The sequence below is a fragment of the Pseudidiomarina salinarum genome (assembly GCF_000753715.1).
In the GTDB taxonomy this organism is placed as follows: domain Bacteria; phylum Pseudomonadota; class Gammaproteobacteria; order Enterobacterales; family Alteromonadaceae; genus Pseudidiomarina; species Pseudidiomarina salinarum.
This window is the reverse complement of sequence record NZ_JPER01000004.1, coordinates 217,195-235,217: the sequence shown is the minus strand read 5'-3', so window position 1 is coordinate 235,217 and position 18,023 is coordinate 217,195. Positions and strand designations below refer to the sequence as shown.

Sequence of the window (18,023 nt, the reverse complement as noted above, 5' to 3'; positions counted from 1 at the left end):
CGGGTGTCGCTGATCAAGTACCCTGAAGCGGTGCTTTTGGCGCTTGCGGATTGCCACCGTCGCCCGCACAATAACCGGCTATGACAGCGTTAGCCGATTCACCAACAGTCTATGTGATTCAGGTGGCACTGCCGGTTCCTTTACAGCGGGTTTTTGACTACGACTGTGAACAACTTCCGGCGGTGGGCGCCCGCGTACGCGTGCCCTTTGGCCGCCGCGAACTGATTGGGATCTGCACCGGTGAGGCGCGCCAGCCCGATCCCAGTATGGCTCGCAAAAGCATACTGGCAGTACTGGATGACACTCCGGTGTGGCCGGCGGCTTTGTGGCAGTTGCTACACTGGGCCGCTGATTATTACCAGCATCCGCTGGGCGAAGTACTGCATCACGCCTTGCCCGGGCTGTTGCGCCAGGGCGAAGCGCAGGATTATCAGGCCACCGAGCGCTATGAGCTGACGGCCGACGGCAAAGCGGTGGAACTGGACAGCCTCAAACGGGCACCGCAGCAACAGCGGCTGATTGCCGCGCTGCGCCGTCAGCCTTTGCTCAGCCGTGATATCCGCACCGAAGAATTCTCGCCCTCCGCGTTGAAGAATCTGCAGGAAAAGGGCCTGGTGGAACGCGTCCGGCACGTACCGGCGCAGCAGGCTGACTGGGCCTTTGGCCTGGACGCTGAGCCCCTGCAACTGAATCTGGAGCAGGCACAGGCAGTGGCTACCCTGGCAGCGGCGGGTACGCCCCAGACCTATCTGCTGGAAGGGGTGACCGGCAGCGGCAAAACCGAAGTCTATTTGCAGGCCATGGCCGAAGTGCTGCGCCGGGGGCAGCAGGTACTGGTGCTGGTCCCGGAAATCGGCCTGACCCCGCAGACGCTACGCCGCTTCCGGCAGCGCTTTACGGTGCCGGTGGTGATGCTGCATTCAGCTTTGACTGACCGCGAGCGGCTGGATGCCTGGCTGGATGCCCGCAACGGTGCCGCCGCCATTATTATCGGTACCCGGTCGGCCATTTTTACGCCCTGTGCCCGGCTGGGCATGATTATTGTTGATGAAGAGCACGACAACTCATTAAAGCAGCAGGAAGGTTTTCGTTATCACGCCCGGGATCTGGCGGTGATGCGCGGCCATGAAGAGCGGGTACCAGTGATCCTTGGCTCGGCCACGCCCGCGCTGGAAACCCTCAATAACGCCCTGCAGAAACGCTACGGTTTGCTGCGGCTGACCAAGCGCGCCGGCGCTGCCAAGCCGGCCCGGCATGTGGTGCTGGACATTAAAAATCTGCCGCTGAAGTCAGGACTCTCCTCGCCGCTTATTAAACTCATGGAGCAGGAACTCAAAAGTGGCCAGCAGGTGCTGCTGTTCCTGAACCGTCGCGGTTTTGCTCCGGCGTTGCTTTGTCACGAATGTGGCTGGCTGGCGCAGTGTCAGCGCTGCGACGCCTATTTTACCGTGCATCAGCACAGTAGGATGTTGCAATGTCACCATTGCGGTACCCAGCAGCGCATCCCCCACCAGTGCCATGATTGCGGCTCAACGCAGCTGGTCGGGCGCGGAACCGGTACGGAACAGCTCGAGCAAACCCTCACGGAGTTATTTCCTGACTATCCGGTGCTGCGCATCGACCGCGACAGTACCCGGCGCAAGGGCAGTCTGCAGCAGCATTTAAGTGATGCCCGGGATAACAAGTTTCCGATTCTGGTGGGCACCCAGATGCTGGCCAAAGGGCACCATTTTCCCGAAGTTACCCTGGTGGCGCTGCTGGATGTTGACGGTGCCCTTTATAGCGCGGATTTTCGTGCCGCCGAGCGACTGGGGCAGTTGTACACCCAGGTGGCCGGTCGAGCGGGGCGCGCCAGTAAACCCGGCACCGTGGTGCTACAGACCCACCATCCTGAACATGAACTGGTGCAGGATCTGGTCAACAATGGTTACCATCACTTTGCCCGTACGGCCCTGCATGAGCGCGAGCTGACCATGTTGCCGCCCTATACCCAACTGACCTTATTCCGCGCTGATGCCAATGATGCTGAGCTGGCGCTGGGCGCGCTCGAACGCATTGCCAGCTTCTTTCCTGAGCTGGAAGGCGTCACGGTGCTGGGGCCGATGCCGGCGGTGATGGAACGCCGGGCCGGACGCTATCGTTACCAGTTGCTGCTGCAATGCGCCAACCGTGGTCTGCGCGCCCAGTTACTCCGCCATGTGCTGCCGCAACTGGAAGCCTGCAGTGAGTTACGCCGGGTGCGCTGGTCGGTGGATGTCGACCCCCAGGATTTTAGCTGACCCAGCCGTGCAGATAGCGGTTTTTTTTCCCGCCCCAAAGCAGTAAACTAGCGGCCTTACTCGTTGGTTGTCCCACTTAAGGTTTTGCGATGAAGGTTGTGCAATGAAGGAACAGTTGGAACAAATACTGGCCACTGCCGTGGCTACTCTGCAGCAACAAGGTACTTTGCCGGCTGATGTACAACCGCGTCTGCAGCTTGATCGCCCGCGCGATAAAAGCCATGGCGACTTTGCAACCAACCTGGCGCTGATGCTGGCCAAGCCTGCTGGTATGAACCCGCGGGCGCTGGCCGAAGCCCTGATTGCCGCCTTACCCGAGAACGACCTGATCGCTGAGGCCTCAATTGCCGGCCCGGGCTTTATTAATTTCAAAGTAAGCCAGCAGCAGTTGCTGCAGCAACTGGAGTACGCCTATCAGCATCCGCATGCGGGTATTGAACCGGTCGCTCAGCCGAAAACCGTGGTTATCGATTACTCATCGCCTAACCTGGCCAAAGAGATGCACGTGGGCCACCTGCGCTCAGCCATCATCGGCGATGCGGTGGTGCGGGTACTTGGTGTGCTGGGTCACAAGGTTGTCCGTCAGAATCATGTGGGCGACTGGGGTACCCAGTTCGGCATGCTGCTGGCGCACATGGAAGAGCTCGACGCCGATGATATCGCCATGGAGCTGAGCAATCTGGAAACCTTTTATAAGGCATCCAAGAACCGTTTTGATGAAAGCCCCGAATTTGCCAATCGTGCCCGCGAACTGGTGGTCGCCCTGCAATCTGGCGACGAGCGTTGTCTTAAGCTCTGGAAGCTGTTTATTGATGTGTCCTTAAGCCATTGTCAGGAAGTCTATGACCGCCTGGGAGTGCTGCTGCGCCGCGCCGATGTGATGGCCGAAAGTTCCTATAACGATGATCTGCCGCAAGTGGTTGCAGAACTTCGCGAGCAGGGCCTGCTGGTTGAAGACCAGGGCGCGCAGTGCGTATTCCTGGATGAGTTCCGTAATAAAGAAGGCGAAGCGCTGCCGGTTATCGTGCAGAAGTCCGGCGGCGGTTATCTTTATGCCACCACGGATCTGGCCGCCGTTCGTTACCGCCAGAACGTACTCAAAGGCGATCACCTGATCTATTTTGTCGATCAGCGCCAGGGCCTGCACTTTCAGCAAATCTTTACCCTGGCCCGCAAAGCTGGCTTCGCCCGCCCGGATCTGGAAATGGATCACTACGGTTTTGGTACCGTGATGGGTAAAGATGGCCGGCCCTATAAGAGCCGCGAAGGTGGCGTAACCAAGCTGGCTGATCTGCTGGACGAAGCCGAACGCCGTGCGCTGGAGCTGTTGCAGGCCAAAGGTTCGCAGCTGACGGGTAAGGAACAGGAGCACATTGCCAAAGTCGTCGGCATCAGCTCAGTGAAGTATGCGGATTTATCGAAAAACCGCATGAGTGATTATATTTTTGACTGGGATTCGATGCTCAGCTTTGAGGGCAATACCGCGCCTTACCTGCTGTACGCTTACACCCGGGTGACCAGCGTATTCGCCAAAGCCGGCATTGAGCCGCACGCTATAGTTGGTGATTTTGTGCTGCGTGACGAGAAAGAACTGGCGCTGGCGAATATCCTGGTACGTTTTAACGAAGTGGTGCATGCTGTCGCCGATAAAGCGCTGCCGCATTACCTGTGCGGCTACCTGTTTGACGTAGCCGGTGCCTTCTCCAGCTTCTATGAGGCCTGTCCGATTCTGCAGGAGCCTGATGAAGCGGTGCGTACCAGCCGCCTGAAACTGGCCGCGCTGACGGCCAAAACGCTGCAGCAGGGCCTTGATCTGCTGGGTATTGAAACCCTGGAAAAAATGTAAGTTATGGATTACGCCAATCGCAAGCGGCCGCCCCGTAAGCCGGCAAAGAAAGCCTCCGGCAAAGCCAGTCGCAAGCCAGCGAAAGCCGGGGTATCCGTACCCTGGAGTCTGGTCGCCCTGGCTGCCGTGCTGGTGGTTGGTCTGATTTGGTTTTTAAGCTCCATATCAGGTTCAGCGGATAAATCCGGGGCTGCTCCCCAGGCTCAGGACGTGCCACCGGCCAATACCTCAGAAGTTGTAGCTGAACCCATCCCTGAAAAACCCGGTGACCGCTGGCAGTATATTGACGAGCTGGAAAATCTCGAAGTTGAGGTGGATGTTCCTGAGCGTGAAATCGGTCCGCCAAAGCTGATGCAATGTGGTTCATTCCGCAACGAATCCGATGCCCAAACCTTGCGGGCACGTATCGCCATGACCGGGCTGGAGTCCCAGGTGCGTTCGAGTACCGGTAGCAACGGCCTCTGGTACCGGGTCATCCTGGGCCCCTACGAAACTAAGCGCGATGCCGAGCGCGACCGCCATAAATTGCAGCGGGCGCAGGTATTCGGTTGCCAGATCTGGAACTGGAACCTCTAGTTCAACCAAGGCGGCCCATTGAATTCACAGATTTCGCCCTCATAACTGCAGCATAGCAACTTAAGAGGATAAAACTGTGACTACGATAGTATCCGTTCGCCGTGGCGACAAAGTCGTCATTGGCGGTGATGGCCAGGTTTCACTGGGCAACACCGTGATGAAGGGCAATGCCCGCAAAGTACGCCGCTTATACAATGATGAAGTACTGGCCGGTTTCGCCGGCGGTACCGCTGACGCCTTTACCCTGTTTGAGCGTTTTGAATCCAAACTGGAGCAGTACCAGGGCAACCTGATGCGCGCCGCCGTTGAATTGGCCAAAGACTGGCGCACCGACCGCGCCCTGCGCCGGCTTGAAGCCCTCTTAGCCGTGGCCGATAAACATACCTCACTAATCATTACCGGTAACGGCGACGTGGTGCAGCCCGAGAATGATCTTATTGCCATCGGCTCCGGCGGACCTTTCGCCCAGGCAGCCGCCACGGCCCTGTTGGAAAACACCGACCTGAGCGCACGTGAAATTGTGCAAAAAGCCCTGACCATAGCGGGTGATATCTGTGTGTATACCAACACCCATCAAACCATTGAAGAACAGGAGTCGGTATCCGATGTCTGATATGACCCCCAGAGAAATCGTTGACGAACTGAACCGCCATATCATTGGCCAGGACAACGCCAAGAAAGCCGTGGCTGTGGCCCTGCGTAACCGCTGGCGCCGGATGCAGCTGGATGATGACCTGCGCCAGGAAGTGACGCCCAAGAACATTCTGATGATCGGCCCCACGGGTGTGGGTAAAACCGAAATCGCGCGGCGGCTGGCGAAGCTGGCGAATGCGCCTTTCATCAAAATCGAAGCGACTAAGTTCACCGAAGTTGGCTATGTTGGTAAGGAAGTGGAGTCGATCATCCGCGATCTGACCGATACCGCATTCAAGCAAACCCGTGAGCAGATGATGCAGAAAGTGCGCTTCCGTGCTGAAGAGGCGGCCGAAGACCGCATTCTGGACGCCTTATTACCGCCGGCGCAAACATCGAAAGGCGGCTGGGCTGATACCGATCAGCCGGAACAACGTGAACAGAGTAATACCCGTCAGGCATTCCGCAAGAAGCTGCGCGAAGGCCAGCTGGATGATAAAGAGATTGAAATCGATATCAGCATGCCGCAGATGGGCGTTGAAATCATGGCTCCGCCGGGCATGGAAGAAATGACCTCACAGCTGCAGAGCATGTTCCAGAATATGGGCAGCGGCAAAAGCAAGCCACGCAAGATGAAAATTAAGGATGCCTTTAAGCAACTGGTGGAAGAAGAAGCCGCCAAAATGCTTAACCCCGAAGAAGTGAAAGAAAAGGCGCTGCACTCGGTGGAGCAGAACGGCATCGTGTTTCTGGATGAAATTGACAAGATCTGTAAGCGCGGCGATGTCAGCGGCCCGGACGTGTCACGCGAAGGCGTGCAGCGTGATTTGCTGCCGCTGGTGGAAGGCACGACGGTGTCGACCAAGCATGGCATGGTGAAAACCGATCACATTCTGTTTATTGCCTCGGGTGCGTTCCAGATGTCCAAGCCATCGGATCTGATCCCTGAGTTACAGGGCCGGTTGCCGATCCGGGTGAGCCTTGATGCACTGACCAGCGCTGACTTTATCCGTATTCTGACCGAACCCAATGCCTCACTGACCACCCAGTACAAAGCACTGATGGCCACGGAAGGGGTTACGGTGGAGTTTACTGAGAACGGTATCAAGCGCATCGCGGAAACCGCATTTCATGTGAATGAGACCACCGAGAACATCGGTGCCCGCCGGCTGCATACCGTGCTGGAGCGGCTTATGGAGGAAGTTTCGTTTAAAGCGAGCGACCTGCATGGCGAGACCATTACCATAGATGCAGAGTATGTAGACCAGCATTTAGGTAAGCTGGCCCAGAACGAAGATTTAAGTCGTTTTATTTTATAAAGTGAAGTCTGTCAGGCTTTGCTTTTGCCTTGAGCCGTTACCAGCTATACTCTGCTGGTAACTTTCAGGCAGGGGAACGGCAATGGAATACAATACTTCAGAACTTTGCGATTTATACCCCGACATGGTCGACGTGGTTGAACCCATGTTTATCCATTATGGCGGGCAGGTATCCTTTGGCGGTCAGTTGGTGACGGTCAAGTGTTTTGAAGATAAAGGTCTGATTGAAGAAGTGCTTCAGCAGCCGGGCGTAGGCAAGGTTCTGCTGGTGGACGGGGGCGGTTCTACCCGTCGGGCGCTGATTGATATCGGCATTGCTGAGCAGGCGCTGGATAATGGCTGGGAAGGCATTGTCTGTTATGGCTCTGTACGCGATGTGGATGCCCTGGATGAACTCGAAATCGGCATTATGGCGCTGGCTTCAATTCCGGTTGGTGCCAGTAGCGAAGGCGTTGGTGAAACCGATGTCGCAGTGAACTTCGGCGGTGTGACCTTCCTGCCCGAAGATCATATCTATGCCGATGCCACGGGCGTGATCCTGTCGCCTGAACCCCTTGATATTGAATAATCCGCTATGTATCTGAAACCGATTGATCCGGCCGCCTGGGTTAGCCCTCGCGCCGGAGAAGTCCGGTTGGGACAGACACTCGATTGTCTGCCCGAAACCGCGAATCAGAATAACCTCACCGAAGCACTTGAACGGGCCTGGAAACAGGGCCGGCGGATTGCGCTGCTGGGCGTGCCTGAGTCTATTGGCCCGCGGGGCAACCTGGGCCGGGGCGGTGCTGAGCATGGCTGGAACGCTGCGCTTAAGGGCCTGCTGAATCTGCAGGCCAGCCCGGTGGTGCCGTATCAGAATTTACTCATTTTAGGCGCCGTTGATTGCAGCGATCTCGAAGCCGAAGCTGCTGATCTGGATGTGACCAACAGCGATGAGCTGGCGCGTCTGCGCGAGCTTTGTGGCGAGATCGATAAGCGCGTGAGTCAGGTGGTGAAGCCGGCCTTTCGCGCTGGCTTTGATGTGATTCTGATCGGTGGTGGCCATAACAATGCTTATCCGCTGCTGCGCAGTCTGGCCGAGGCCACGGATAAAGCTGTGGGCGCCGTGAACCTGGATCCCCATGCGGATTTTCGCACCCGCGAAGGCCGCCATAGCGGTAACGGCTTCAGCTATGCCTACATGGATGGTGCGCTGGCGCACTACCATGTGGTGGGCCTGCATGAAGGCAAAAATAACGCCACCAGCTTGCAACAGCTGGCAGCCGCACAGTTTACCTACCGCAGCATTCACCAGCTGTATCGCAATAACTGGGCGAGCGAGCTGTCAGCAATCAGTACGCTCGCCGAGTCCTGGCAGGTGCCGCTGGGCATCGAGATTGATGTGGATGCGCTGCAGGGCGTGCCCGCCAGTGCCATTAATTTCAACGGCTTGTCGGTTGCTCACGGTTATAGCCTGATTGAGCGGCTGGCAGGGCAGTCGGCCACGCGCTATCTGCATCTGGCTGAAGCCGCGCCAGGCCTGCATCCCGCCGGCCGCGAAGCCGGCGACGCCGTCTGTGCGCAGCTACTTAGTGAGTTAGTGCTTGCTTACCTGCACGGCTATCAGCGGCGTACGCCCTGATACCAGCAATCGATTAAGGGATTGGTGCCGAACTGGTAGCTAAGTTCGGCGATCTCCTTGCAACTCCATAAACAGATATCCGCCCGCTGGCCGGCGACCAGCTGTCCCCGATCCGATAAACCAAGTGCCTGTGCCGCGTTGACCGTGGCGCCACGCAAGCAGGCTTCCGGCGTCATCCGGAACAGCGTAGCGGCCATGTGCAGCATCAGCTGCATACTCAGAATTGGCGAGGTGCCGGGATTGGCATCGGTGGCAATGGCGATGGGTACCTGATGCTCACGCAGTAATTCCAGTGGCGGCAATTTGGTCTCGCGCAGAAAATAAAAGGCGCCGGGCAAGAGCACCGCAACGGTACCGCTGGCGGCCATGGCTTTCACGCCGTCTTCATCAAGATACTCCAGATGGTCACAGGATAGCGCCTGATAGCTCGCGGCCAGGGCGCTGCCGTGCTGGTTCGTCAGCTGCTCGGCGTGCAGTTTAACCGGCAGCTCGCGTTGCCGGGCGGCCTTAAACACCCGCTCGGTCTGGGCCGGTGAAAAGCCCACTGACTCACAGAAGGCGTCTACGGCATCAACCAGACCTTCGTCGGCCAGCGTGGGTAAAATACGGTCGACGATTTCGTCAATATAGGCATCGCCGCGGCCTTTAAATTCCGGCGGAATGGCGTGCGCGGCCAGCAAGGTAGTCTGCACGGCTACCGGATTGGCTTCGCCGAGGCGCCGGGCGGCTTGCAGCTGCTTGCGTTCATGTTCCAGTGACAAGCCGTAGCCCGATTTAATCTCCACCGTAGTCACCCCTTCGCGCATCAGGGCATTGAGTCGTGGCTGCGCGGCGGTCACTAACGCGTCTTCGCTGGCCGCGCGGGTGGCGCGTACCGTTGCAGCAATACCACCGCCGGCCGCAGCGATATCGGCGTAACTGACACCATGCAGTCGTTGTGCAAATTCATCGGCGCGGGATCCGGCCCATACCAGATGGGTATGGCAATCAATTAAACCGGGCGTAACCACGCCGCCCTGACCATCAATGACTGTCGCATCCGGGGTTTCGGGCGCGTCGGCGGCGGGTCCGGCAAATTCAATTCCGGCCTCGCTGAAAACCAGTACGCCGTTGGCCACCAGACCGCACTCTAAGCCAGCCATAGTGGCAAGTGTCACGTTTTCGATACGCTGCTGCTGGGCTGTTGACATAAATTCTCCGAAAAATGTTCTTGTATATACAATTAGGGTTTCTTACACTCTAGCACATTATGCACTGAACTCCATCGGTGCCAGGAGGACTTATGGCTAAATTCTCGACCATAAAACAGCATCTTTACAGCAAGATTGCATCTGGTGAATGGCCGGAACATCATCCCGTCAGTTCCGAGAATGCGCTGGCTCAGCAATTTAAAGTCAGCCGTATGACGGCGCGGCGTGCGCTGCAGGAACTCGCTGACGAAGGGCTGGTGATCCGCAGTAAAGGGTCCGGCACTTATGTGGCACCGATAAAGTCCCAGACCTCGTTTATGGCCATTCGTAATATTGCTGATGAAGTGCGCAGCCGTAATCACGATTACCGGGCCCATGTTCATGTTCTGCGTAAAGAAGCTGCCACTGCGCATGTCGCTGAGCTGCTGCAGCTGGACGCGGGTAAGCCGGTTTATCACTCGGTAATTACCCACTTTGAGAATGATCTGCCGGTGCAGGTCGAAGAGCGCTATGTGAACCCTGAATTAGTCAAAGGCTATCTCAGTCAGAACTACGAGGAAATCACGCCCCATGAGTATTTGTGCGAGGTGTCACCGCTTACTGAAGCAAGCCACGAAATTGAAGCTATTACGCCATCTCCGCAATTATGCCAGTGGCTGAAGCTCAGCAAACCTGAGCCATGCTTACGCATTAACCGGCGTACCTGGAGCGCGGCCGGGGTGGTCACCTTTGCGGTGCTCACCCACCCGGGTTCGCGGTTCAGTTTAGGCGGACACCTACATTTCGGTTCGGCAAGGGCTTAAGCCGCAACCCACTACTAACAACTATCGAAAATGACGAATAAGGATGTACCATGACGTTTACCAGACTCGACGAGAACCGCAGTATTCGTGCTGACCATGGCAGTGAATTGACCACCGTTAACTGGCAGGTGGAAGCGGCCAAACGTATGCTGATGAATAACCTTGATGCCGAAGTCGCCGAACATCCGCATGCGCTGGTGGTTTATGGCGGAATTGGCCGGGCAGCCCGCAGCTGGGAAAGTTACGATAAAATTGTTGAAGTACTGGAGCGCTTGCAAGCCGATCAGACGCTGCTTATTCAGTCGGGCAAACCCGTCGGCGTATTCCAGACGCATACCGAAGCGCCGCGCGTACTTATCGCCAACTCAAATCTGGTACCTTGCTGGGCCAACTGGGAACACTTTAACGAGCTCGATAAAAAGGGCCTGATGATGTACGGCCAGATGACGGCCGGCTCGTGGATCTATATTGGTTCACAGGGCATTGTCCAGGGCACGTATGAGACCTTCGTGTCGGTGGCAAAACAGCATTTCTCCGGTAGCACTAAGGGCCGCTGGATTGTGACCGGCGGCCTGGGTGGCATGGGCGGCGCGCAGCCTCTGGCAGCCACCATGGCAGGGTATTCCATGCTGGCGGTAGAAGTGGATGAATCACGCATCGATTTTCGCCTGCGCACCAAATACGTCGACCACAAAGCCACCTCACTGGATGAGGCCCTGCGCCTGATCGAGTCGGCGCGGGCTGAGGGGCGGGCGATTTCAGTCGGGCTGCTGGGCAATGCCGCTGACGTTTTTGCTGAACTTGCCGAGCGCAATATTGTGCCGGATGTGGTCACCGATCAAACGTCAGCCCACGATCCGCTGCACGGCTATGTGCCCCAGGGCTGGTCGCTGCCGAAATACCTCGCCCGTCAGGAGACAGATCCCGAGGCCACTGTGATTGCCGCCAAAGAATCCATGGCGGTGCAGGTAAAAGCCATGCTGAAACTGCAGCAGCTGGGCGCGGCGACGCTGGATTACGGCAACAATATCCGACAGATGGCCAAAGATATGGGGGTGGATAACGCCTTTGATTTCCCCGGCTTCGTACCGGCTTATATCCGCCCGCTATTTTGCGAGGGCATTGGCCCCTTCCGCTGGGTCGCATTATCGGGCGACCCGGAAGATATCTACAAAACCGACGCCAAGGTCAAAGAGCTGATTCCCGACGATAAGCATCTGCATAACTGGCTGGATATGGCCCGTGAGCGCATCAGCTTCCAGGGCCTGCCGGCCCGGATCTGCTGGATTGGCCTGAAAGACCGTGCCCGTATTGCCGTAGCTTTTAACGAGATGGTTAAAAACGGCGAGCTGTCGGCGCCGATCGTTATCGGCCGTGACCATCTGGATTCGGGCTCAGTCGCCAGCCCGAACCGCGAAACCGAAAGTATGCTGGACGGGTCGGATGCGGTATCCGATTGGCCGTTACTGAATGCCCTGCTGAATACCGCTGGCGGCGCTACCTGGGTCAGTCTGCACCATGGCGGTGGGGTGGGCATGGGCTACTCACAGCACAGCGGTGTGGTGATTGTGGCCGATGGCACCGACGAAGCCAAAGCCCGGATCAGCCGGGTGTTATGGAATGACCCGGCTACCGGCGTTATGCGCCATGCCGATGCTGGCTATGAGATTGCGCAAAATTGCGCCCGCGAGCAGAAACTCGATCTACCGATGTTGGAGACCAAATAATGGCAACAAATTTTGTACTGACGCCAGGCGCGCTGGCCTTATCTGATCTACGCAACTGGTGGCAACAGGCCACCCCGCTACAACTGCACGACGATGCCGCAGATAATATCGAACGCTCGGCCGCGACCGTTGCTGACGTATTGAAAAAAGGCAAAGTGGTGTACGGCATCAATACCGGTTTTGGCTTACTGGCCAATACCCGTATTCCCAAAGAAAAGCTCGAAGACTTGCAACGCCGGATTGTCCTCTCGCACGCTGCCGGTACCGGTGACCTGGTGCCTGATGCCGTGGTGCGGCTGATTCTGCTGCTGAAAATTAATTCACTTAGCCGTGGTTTTTCCGGCGTGCGCCGGGTGGTGATTGACCATCTGACCACCATGCTCAATCATGAAGTTTACCCCTGCATTCCGGCCAAAGGTTCAGTCGGCGCCTCGGGCGATCTGGCGCCGCTGGCGCACATGTCGCTGCCACTGCTGGGCGAAGGCGAAGTGCGCTATAAAGGCACCCGCATGCCAGCCACCGAAGGCCTGGCCAAAGCCGGGCTGAAACCCCTCGCACTGGCACCTAAGGAAGGGCTGGCACTACTCAATGGTACCCAGGTATCTACGGCGCTGGCACTGCATGGTCTGTTCGCCATTGAGCGGGTGTTCCACGCCGCGCTGGTGAGTGGCGCTATGGCCGTGGAAGCGGCGATGGGTTCACGCGCGCCTTTTGATGCCCGTATTCATGCGGTACGCGGCCAGCCGGGGCAGATTGCCGTAGCGCAAAGCTTCCGGCTGCTGCTTACCGAGACCTCAGAAATCGCCGCGGCCCACGCCGAATGCGAAAAAGTGCAGGATCCCTATTCGCTGCGCTGTCAGCCCCAGGTTATGGGCGCGGTATTCGACCAGCTTGAGCACGCGGCTAAGATCCTGGTGCGTGAAGCCAATGGCGTTACCGACAATCCGCTGGTATTTACTGATAACGGCGACATTATTTCCGGCGGCAACTTCCACGCTGAGCCGGTGGCCATGGCGGCGGATATCATCGCGATTGCCGCCAGTGAAATTGGTGCGCTTTCCGAGCGTCGCAGTGCGCTGTTGATCGACCATCACCTGAGTAACCTGCCACCCTTCCTGGTTAACGAAGGCGGCGTGAATTCGGGCTTTATGCTGGCCCAGGTGACTGCAGCAGCGCTGGCATCCGAGAACAAAACCTATGCCCATCCGGCCTCCATCGACAGCCTGCCGACCTCCGCGAACCAGGAAGACCATGTATCCATGGCCACCTTCGCTGCCCGGCGGCTGACAGATATTGCTGAGAATATCCGGGATATCGTTGCCATCGAATTACTCGAAGCGGCTCAGGGCCTGGATTTTCGCCGGCCGCTGAAAGCCGCCGCTGCCATTGAGCAGGCACACAGCTGGTTGCGTAAAGACGTGCCGTTTTATGATCAGGATCGCTATTTCGCGCCGGATATTAAAGCGGCGGCAGACTTGATCAGCAGTGGCAAACTTGGGGAATTAATTCAGGAAGGGGCACGGTTAGAGGACGCTTAAGCGTCCTCGTCTTCGTCTTTTAATGCCTGGCAATCAACGCAAAGCGCTACTTCAGGCTTTGCGGCCAGGCGGGCGGCGGAAATCTCGTCGCCACATTCCACACAGTAACCGTATTCACCGGTGCGCAGGCGCTGCAAAGCCGCGGTCGCCTGCTCAGCTTTGCTGGTGCCAGCCTGCTCGGCGGCGATGGTTTCGAGTTTTCCGCGGATACGCAACAACTGCTGGGCGGATAGTGATTCACTCATGATGGCGTCCTTTTAGTCCGGTTTCTCTGCTAATACAACAAACTGCCCAGAAAATTCAGCGACTGGCTTGTGCCCGTCAAATACCTGGGACTTCAGATTCACCCTCGCGTTACGACCCTGCGTCAGTGCCGATAAGTCACCAACCATAGAGGCCAGCTGCGCGACTGCCCGCGGTTCCCGCGAGATGGGCTTGTGGTAGTGAATCGAGCCGTCGGCCAGTACCACCGCACCCTGTAATTTTCGTTCGCGCAATTGTAAATGCAACAGCCCCCAGCATGTCAACGTGGCCAGCGAATAAATACTGCCGGCGAACATGGTGCCGTGCACATTAATATTGCGTGACAGCGTCGCCTGGGTTTCAAACTCACGGCCGGTGTACTGACTGATACGTATGCCCATGGTTTCTGAGATAGGGATGTCGTTATGCCAGGTTTGCTGCAGTTCCTGACACCAGTCGGGGCGGTAAATAATGCGGTTATGGTCGGTCAGGGTTTTACGTAACTGGTGCTCGGCCATCGGATTCTTCAGGGTGTCGGCTTCTTCGATAATGTCGTAACCGCATTTCAGATAAAACCCCAGGGTATTGTCGCGCGAATTGATAATGATATGGGTGGCGCCTTCGCGTCGGGCCAGGGTTTCGAGTTCGTGCACAATGGCCACGCCATGGCCGCCGCCACGATGCTCCGGCGCTGACGCCATAAAGCGGATCTGGCCTTCGTCAGGGCTGTTAAAATGCAACCGCCCCACTGCGATAGCCGCGCCGCTATCGTTAATGACCATACGGTGAAAGCCGACCTGATCGTATTCGTCCTGTTCCGAGCCACGCGGCCGCTGAAAGGGCTCGCGCAACACGCGCCAGCGCAAGTCGTAATAGCGCTTAAACTCGTCGTCTGTAGTTGGCGTGATAACCTGAAACATAATTAGGTTTTACCTGTTGAAGTCAGTAGAAAGGTTACCGGGCCATCGTTGGTCAGGGTCACGGCCATATCGGCGCCAAACGAGCCCGTAGCAACCTCAATTCCGCCCGCCCGTAGCTCGCTTACGAATAGTTCATATAATGGCTCAGCCTGCGTCGGCGGTGCCGCGCTCGAGAAGCTGGGTCGGCGGCCGCTCTGGGTGTCCGCCGCCAGGGTGAACTGCGACACCACCAGGCAGCCCCCGTTAATATCTTTTACGCTCAGGTTCATCTTATCATCGGCGTCGCTGAATACCCGGTAACCGGCAATGCGCGCAGCCAGTTGGCGCGCGTCTCTGACCGTGTCGTCACGCTCGACGCCAAGCAACAACAACAGCCCCTGGCCGATTTGCCCGGCAGGGGCGCCATCAATATCAACCCGGGCGCTGGTAACCCGCTGCAATAAAACCTTCACGCCTTATCCGACTCCTGGTCTGTCTCTTCACCGTCGTCCACCACGCCATCGTCCTCAACTTCGTCGTCCTTGTCGTCAAAGAACTCCTCAATACTGACGGTAAACTCAGCGCCGATCAGCACGATAGTCCACGACAGGAAAATCCAGATCAGCAGAATAGGCAGCGCCGCCAGCGCGCCGTAAATGGCCTGGTAGGTGGTAAAGCTGGCAATGTAATAGCCAAAGCCTGCTTTGCCCAGTTCAAATAACGCCGCTGCCAGCAGCGCGCCCCAGATGGCATGGCGTACCCGTACCAGCCGGTTAGGCATAAGTACGTACAGCAGCAGAAAGGCCAGCACCGACATCACAAAAGGCACCACATTGAATAAGAAGCCGCGGATACCGGAAACATACTCTTCGGCAAAAGCTGTGAGCGAAATCACATAGGAGCTGACCAGCACACCGGAGCCGATGAGCAATGGGCCCAGCGTCAGGATCATCCAGTACACCGCCAGTGCCATCGCCAGCCGCCGGCGTTTTTCAGTACGCCAGATGCGATTAATAGTCGAATCAATGGTCGATACCAGATTAATCGCCACTACAATCACAAAGATCGCCCCCACTGCGGTCATATCGGATACATTGGTGATGAAGCGATTCAGATATTCTTCGATGACTTCGCTGGAAGTGGGCACCAGATTCGAGAACAGGAAGGACTCAATCTGATCGCGTACCTCGCCAAACATCGGGAAGGCTGAGAAAATCGAAAACATCACGACAATCAGGGGAACCAGCGCCAGTAAGCTGACAAACGTCAGGTAGCCGGCGATGGTGGTAATATGATCGGTCCCGCAGCGCTGCACAAAGTAACGAACAAACTCCACGGCGCAGCGCAGTTTGGCCCGCCAGTCTATCGATGTGGCGATCTTCATGAGTACTCCCTCTGCGGTCATTTGCCGCTGGTCTAATCCTAAACAGGTTTTATTGCGTAATTGACTTTAACAAACTTGAATTACAGGGAATATAGCATGATTGTCGTGTTTGGTGGCGGCGGTGGATTAGGGCAGGCGCTTATTGATGCATATATCAGGCGCGGCGAGCAGGTACTTGCGGTAAGCCGGCAACCGCGGCCAGCGGAGGGCGCAGCCAACTGGCTGCAGGTTGCCGGCTATGAGTCGCAGCAGCTCACCGGGCTGAAGGAACAACTTGAAGGGGAACGAATTGATGGCGTCATCAGCACCCTGGGGATTCTGCATAACAGTGAATTTATGCCAGAAAAACGCCTGGAAGATATCAACAAAGCGCAGCTCAGCGAGAATTTCTATGTAAATGCGGTACTGCCAGTGTTGTTGTTACAGACTATGTTCCCGGTACTACCGGTAAAACAGCGCTGCTTCTGGATACAGCTCAGCGCTAAGGTGGGCAGTATCACCGATAACTACCTGGGCGGCTGGTATAGCTACCGCGCCAGTAAAGCGGCACTGAATATGTTGCTGAAAACGGCATCGATTGAAAGCCAGCGTACGCATAAGCAGCTGATTATCGCCGCCGTGCACCCGGGCACTACGGATACCGACTTATCGCAGCCGTTTCAGTTGCGGTTGCCAAAGGGCAAGCTCTATTCGCCGGAGCAGTCCGCTGAGCGCATCGTCAGCGTGGCTGAGCAACTGACTATGGAGCAAAGCGGGCAACTGCTACACTGGGATGGTTCGGTTTTGCCTTATTAATAAATCAGACAATGCGAGGATGGCATGACAATATTAATTTTGGCCGGCAGTAGTCGGAAGGAATCTTTTAATAAAAAACTACAAAAGCGGCTGGCTGAGCGGGCCGAAGAACTGGGCATGAACTGCCATGTGTACCCGCCGGAAGATCTTGATGCGCCCATTTATAACGGCGACGATGAAGTTGAAAAAGGCGTGCCAGCCAGTATTCATAAACTGGCAACGGCCATCCGCGATGCCAATAAGATCATCGTGGTGACCCCTGAGTATAATGGCGGGCCGCCTCCACTGCTGAAGAACGCGGTGGACTGGACCTCGCGGCTGGAGCAAATTCCGTGGGAGAATAAAACCGTGCTGTTGGCCGGCGCCTCGCCCGGACGTTTAGGGGCCATGCGCTCAATGAACCATTTGCGTATTAGTCTGGGCGATCTCAAAGCCTGGGTGGCACCGTTTTTTGGCAGCGTGCCGCATGCCAGTGATGAAACCATCGCCGGGCTGGATAATGATTTTCTGGATGAGTTCTTGCGCCAGGGCGACTAAGCTCTGGCAACAATCAGGACAGACGAATACCGGCCAGGTAACTGTCGATGGATTGCTCGGCGACCTGCTCAATGTCAAAGTAGCTGTTATCCAGTAGCCAGTTGTACATCAGGCCGTCGATGAGGCCGAACATGCCAAGTACCACGGCTCTCGCGTTCAGGTCAGGTTTTACCTGGCCTTGCGACATGGCTTGCAGAATGAGGCGCTCACACTCATCAATACAGGAGTTGCGACCCTGCAGGTGGCGGGTATGGATAGGCTGAGTCTCGGCCACGTATTCGCACTTGTGGAACAGAATATTAAGCAGGGCCTGCATGTGGTCGTCGTACTTGACCTGCTGCACAATGCGCATTGAGCGCAGCCGCAGTTGTTCAAGCGGATTATCGGCATAGCTCTGGGCCAGTTTGTCACGCATTTCGTCAACCGGCAGGCGCACGCGTTCGACCAGTGAATCGATAAGATCGAGCTTGTTGTCGAAGTGATGATAAATGGCGCCACGGGTTACCCCGGCGGCTTCGGCCACCTGCATCATGGACGTATTAGCGACTCCCAGGCTACTGAACAGGCGTTCGGCGGCATCGAGTAATGCGGATTTGGTTGTCAGGGCATCTGCTTTGGTACGGCGAACCACAA

The 18,023-nt window shown here is 56.8% G+C and carries 18 protein-coding genes; 12 read left to right on the top strand and 6 right to left on the bottom strand.

The genetic code is table 11. The features are described 5' to 3' along the window. Positions 1 to 80 precede the first annotated feature (80 nt). The 7 genes from priA (at position 81) to IDSA_RS08670 (ending at position 8,274) form a co-directional block, all read left to right on the top strand. The gene (priA, locus tag IDSA_RS08700; protein WP_034776046.1) at positions 81 to 2,279 is read left to right on the top strand and encodes a primosomal protein N'; all 2,199 of its coding nucleotides are present in this window, start codon (positions 81 to 83) and stop codon (positions 2,277 to 2,279) included. A gap of 103 nt (positions 2,280 to 2,382) precedes the next feature. Beyond that, positions 2,383 to 4,125, top strand: coding sequence for an arginine--tRNA ligase (gene argS / locus IDSA_RS08695; protein ID WP_034776044.1), 1,743 nt, complete (start codon positions 2,383 to 2,385; stop codon positions 4,123 to 4,125). 3 nt (positions 4,126 to 4,128) lie between these two features. Beyond that, positions 4,129 to 4,701, top strand: a complete 573-nt coding sequence (locus IDSA_RS08690; protein ID WP_034776043.1) for an SPOR domain-containing protein — start codon at positions 4,129 to 4,131, stop codon at positions 4,699 to 4,701. Positions 4,702 to 4,777: 76 nt separating this feature from the next. Then, positions 4,778 to 5,314 (top strand): ATP-dependent protease subunit HslV, encoded by a 537-nt coding sequence (gene hslV, locus IDSA_RS08685; RefSeq protein WP_034776041.1) that lies wholly within the window; start codon positions 4,778 to 4,780, stop codon positions 5,312 to 5,314. Continuing rightward, on the top strand, positions 5,307 to 6,653 hold the full coding sequence (hslU, locus tag IDSA_RS08680; RefSeq protein ID WP_034776039.1) for an HslU--HslV peptidase ATPase subunit: 1,347 nt from the start codon (positions 5,307 to 5,309) through the stop codon (positions 6,651 to 6,653). The genes hslV and hslU overlap by 8 nt, the downstream gene beginning before the upstream one ends. An 82-nt stretch (positions 6,654 to 6,735) precedes the next feature. Further along, the gene (gene rraA / locus IDSA_RS08675) at positions 6,736 to 7,221 is read left to right on the top strand and encodes a ribonuclease E activity regulator RraA (protein WP_034776037.1); all 486 of its coding nucleotides are present in this window, start codon (positions 6,736 to 6,738) and stop codon (positions 7,219 to 7,221) included. Between the two features lie 6 nt (positions 7,222 to 7,227). After that, complete coding sequence (locus tag IDSA_RS08670) at positions 7,228 to 8,274, top strand: formimidoylglutamase (protein WP_034776036.1); 1,047 nt, start codon at positions 7,228 to 7,230, stop codon at positions 8,272 to 8,274. Here the strand turns inward: IDSA_RS08670 and hutI are convergent. Then, on the bottom strand, positions 8,256 to 9,464 hold the full coding sequence (hutI, locus tag IDSA_RS08665) for an imidazolonepropionase (RefSeq protein WP_034776035.1): 1,209 nt from the start codon (positions 9,462 to 9,464) through the stop codon (positions 8,256 to 8,258). The genes IDSA_RS08670 and hutI overlap by 19 nt on opposite strands. Before the next feature lie 92 nt (positions 9,465 to 9,556). On the opposite strand from hutI, the gene hutC reads away from it, so the two are divergent. Genes hutC through hutH form a run of 3 tightly spaced genes read left to right on the top strand, consistent with a single transcriptional unit; the run spans position 9,557 to position 13,532 of the window. Continuing rightward, positions 9,557 to 10,267 (top strand): histidine utilization repressor, encoded by a 711-nt coding sequence (gene hutC / locus IDSA_RS08660; RefSeq protein ID WP_034776033.1) that lies wholly within the window; start codon positions 9,557 to 9,559, stop codon positions 10,265 to 10,267. A gap of 50 nt (positions 10,268 to 10,317) precedes the next feature. After that, positions 10,318 to 11,994 (top strand): urocanate hydratase, encoded by a 1,677-nt coding sequence (gene hutU, locus IDSA_RS08655; RefSeq protein ID WP_034776031.1) that lies wholly within the window; start codon positions 10,318 to 10,320, stop codon positions 11,992 to 11,994. Then, complete coding sequence (gene hutH / locus IDSA_RS08650; protein WP_034776029.1) at positions 11,994 to 13,532, top strand: histidine ammonia-lyase; 1,539 nt, start codon at positions 11,994 to 11,996, stop codon at positions 13,530 to 13,532. The genes hutU and hutH overlap by 1 nt, the downstream gene beginning before the upstream one ends. Here hutH and IDSA_RS08645 read toward each other — a convergent pair. The 4 genes from IDSA_RS08645 to IDSA_RS08630 are packed head-to-tail and all read right to left on the bottom strand — an operon-like array spanning position 13,529 to position 16,058. Continuing rightward, on the bottom strand, positions 13,529 to 13,777 hold the full coding sequence (locus IDSA_RS08645) for a TraR/DksA family transcriptional regulator (protein WP_034776026.1): 249 nt from the start codon (positions 13,775 to 13,777) through the stop codon (positions 13,529 to 13,531). The two genes, hutH and IDSA_RS08645, sit on opposite strands and share 4 nt — an antisense overlap. 12 nt (positions 13,778 to 13,789) lie before the next feature. Further along, the gene (locus tag IDSA_RS08640; RefSeq protein WP_034776024.1) at positions 13,790 to 14,695 is read right to left on the bottom strand and encodes a bifunctional GNAT family N-acetyltransferase/hotdog fold thioesterase; all 906 of its coding nucleotides are present in this window, start codon (positions 14,693 to 14,695) and stop codon (positions 13,790 to 13,792) included. Positions 14,696 to 14,697: 2 nt separating this feature from the next. Further along, positions 14,698 to 15,147 carry a D-aminoacyl-tRNA deacylase gene (gene dtd, locus IDSA_RS08635; RefSeq protein WP_034776021.1) on the bottom strand — a complete coding sequence of 150 codons (450 nt, stop codon included), beginning with the start codon at positions 15,145 to 15,147 and terminating at the stop codon, positions 14,698 to 14,700. After that, positions 15,144 to 16,058 (bottom strand): virulence factor BrkB family protein, encoded by a 915-nt coding sequence (locus IDSA_RS08630; protein ID WP_034776018.1) that lies wholly within the window; start codon positions 16,056 to 16,058, stop codon positions 15,144 to 15,146. The genes dtd and IDSA_RS08630 overlap by 4 nt, the downstream gene beginning before the upstream one ends. 96 nt (positions 16,059 to 16,154) lie before the next feature. Here IDSA_RS08630 and IDSA_RS08625 point away from each other — a divergent pair, with 96 nt between their 5' ends. Then, positions 16,155 to 16,853 carry an SDR family NAD(P)-dependent oxidoreductase gene (locus tag IDSA_RS08625; RefSeq protein WP_034776015.1) on the top strand — a complete coding sequence of 233 codons (699 nt, stop codon included), beginning with the start codon at positions 16,155 to 16,157 and terminating at the stop codon, positions 16,851 to 16,853. Between the two features lie 24 nt (positions 16,854 to 16,877). After that, the gene (locus IDSA_RS08620; RefSeq protein WP_034776012.1) at positions 16,878 to 17,390 is read left to right on the top strand and encodes an NADPH-dependent FMN reductase; all 513 of its coding nucleotides are present in this window, start codon (positions 16,878 to 16,880) and stop codon (positions 17,388 to 17,390) included. A gap of 13 nt (positions 17,391 to 17,403) precedes the next feature. Here IDSA_RS08620 and IDSA_RS08615 read toward each other — a convergent pair whose 3' ends face one another. Further along, positions 17,404 to 18,021 (bottom strand): TetR family transcriptional regulator, encoded by a 618-nt coding sequence (locus IDSA_RS08615; protein ID WP_034776009.1) that lies wholly within the window; start codon positions 18,019 to 18,021, stop codon positions 17,404 to 17,406. Between the last annotated feature and the right edge of the window lie 2 nt (positions 18,022 to 18,023).

Coding starts and splice junctions, on each gene's coding strand:
- rraA (WP_034776037.1), top strand. CDS start 6,736: ATGGAATACAATACTTCAGAACTTTGCGATTTATACCCCGACATGGTC.
- IDSA_RS08640 (WP_034776024.1), bottom strand. CDS start 14,695: ATGTTTCAGGTTATCACGCCAACTACAGACGACGAGTTTAAGCGCTAT.
- IDSA_RS08630 (WP_034776018.1), bottom strand. CDS start 16,058: ATGAAGATCGCCACATCGATAGACTGGCGGGCCAAACTGCGCTGCGCC.
- argS (WP_034776044.1), top strand. CDS start 2,383: ATGAAGGAACAGTTGGAACAAATACTGGCCACTGCCGTGGCTACTCTG.
- hutI (WP_034776035.1), bottom strand. CDS start 9,464: ATGTCAACAGCCCAGCAGCAGCGTATCGAAAACGTGACACTTGCCACT.
- hutC (WP_034776033.1), top strand. CDS start 9,557: ATGGCTAAATTCTCGACCATAAAACAGCATCTTTACAGCAAGATTGCA.
- IDSA_RS08645 (WP_034776026.1), bottom strand. CDS start 13,777: ATGAGTGAATCACTATCCGCCCAGCAGTTGTTGCGTATCCGCGGAAAA.
- IDSA_RS08620 (WP_034776012.1), top strand. CDS start 16,878: ATGACAATATTAATTTTGGCCGGCAGTAGTCGGAAGGAATCTTTTAAT.
- IDSA_RS08670 (WP_034776036.1), top strand. CDS start 7,228: ATGTATCTGAAACCGATTGATCCGGCCGCCTGGGTTAGCCCTCGCGCC.
- priA (WP_034776046.1), top strand. CDS start 81: ATGACAGCGTTAGCCGATTCACCAACAGTCTATGTGATTCAGGTGGCA.
- IDSA_RS08690 (WP_034776043.1), top strand. CDS start 4,129: ATGGATTACGCCAATCGCAAGCGGCCGCCCCGTAAGCCGGCAAAGAAA.
- hutH (WP_034776029.1), top strand. CDS start 11,994: ATGGCAACAAATTTTGTACTGACGCCAGGCGCGCTGGCCTTATCTGAT.
- hslU (WP_034776039.1), top strand. CDS start 5,307: ATGTCTGATATGACCCCCAGAGAAATCGTTGACGAACTGAACCGCCAT.
- IDSA_RS08625 (WP_034776015.1), top strand. CDS start 16,155: ATGATTGTCGTGTTTGGTGGCGGCGGTGGATTAGGGCAGGCGCTTATT.
- hutU (WP_034776031.1), top strand. CDS start 10,318: ATGACGTTTACCAGACTCGACGAGAACCGCAGTATTCGTGCTGACCAT.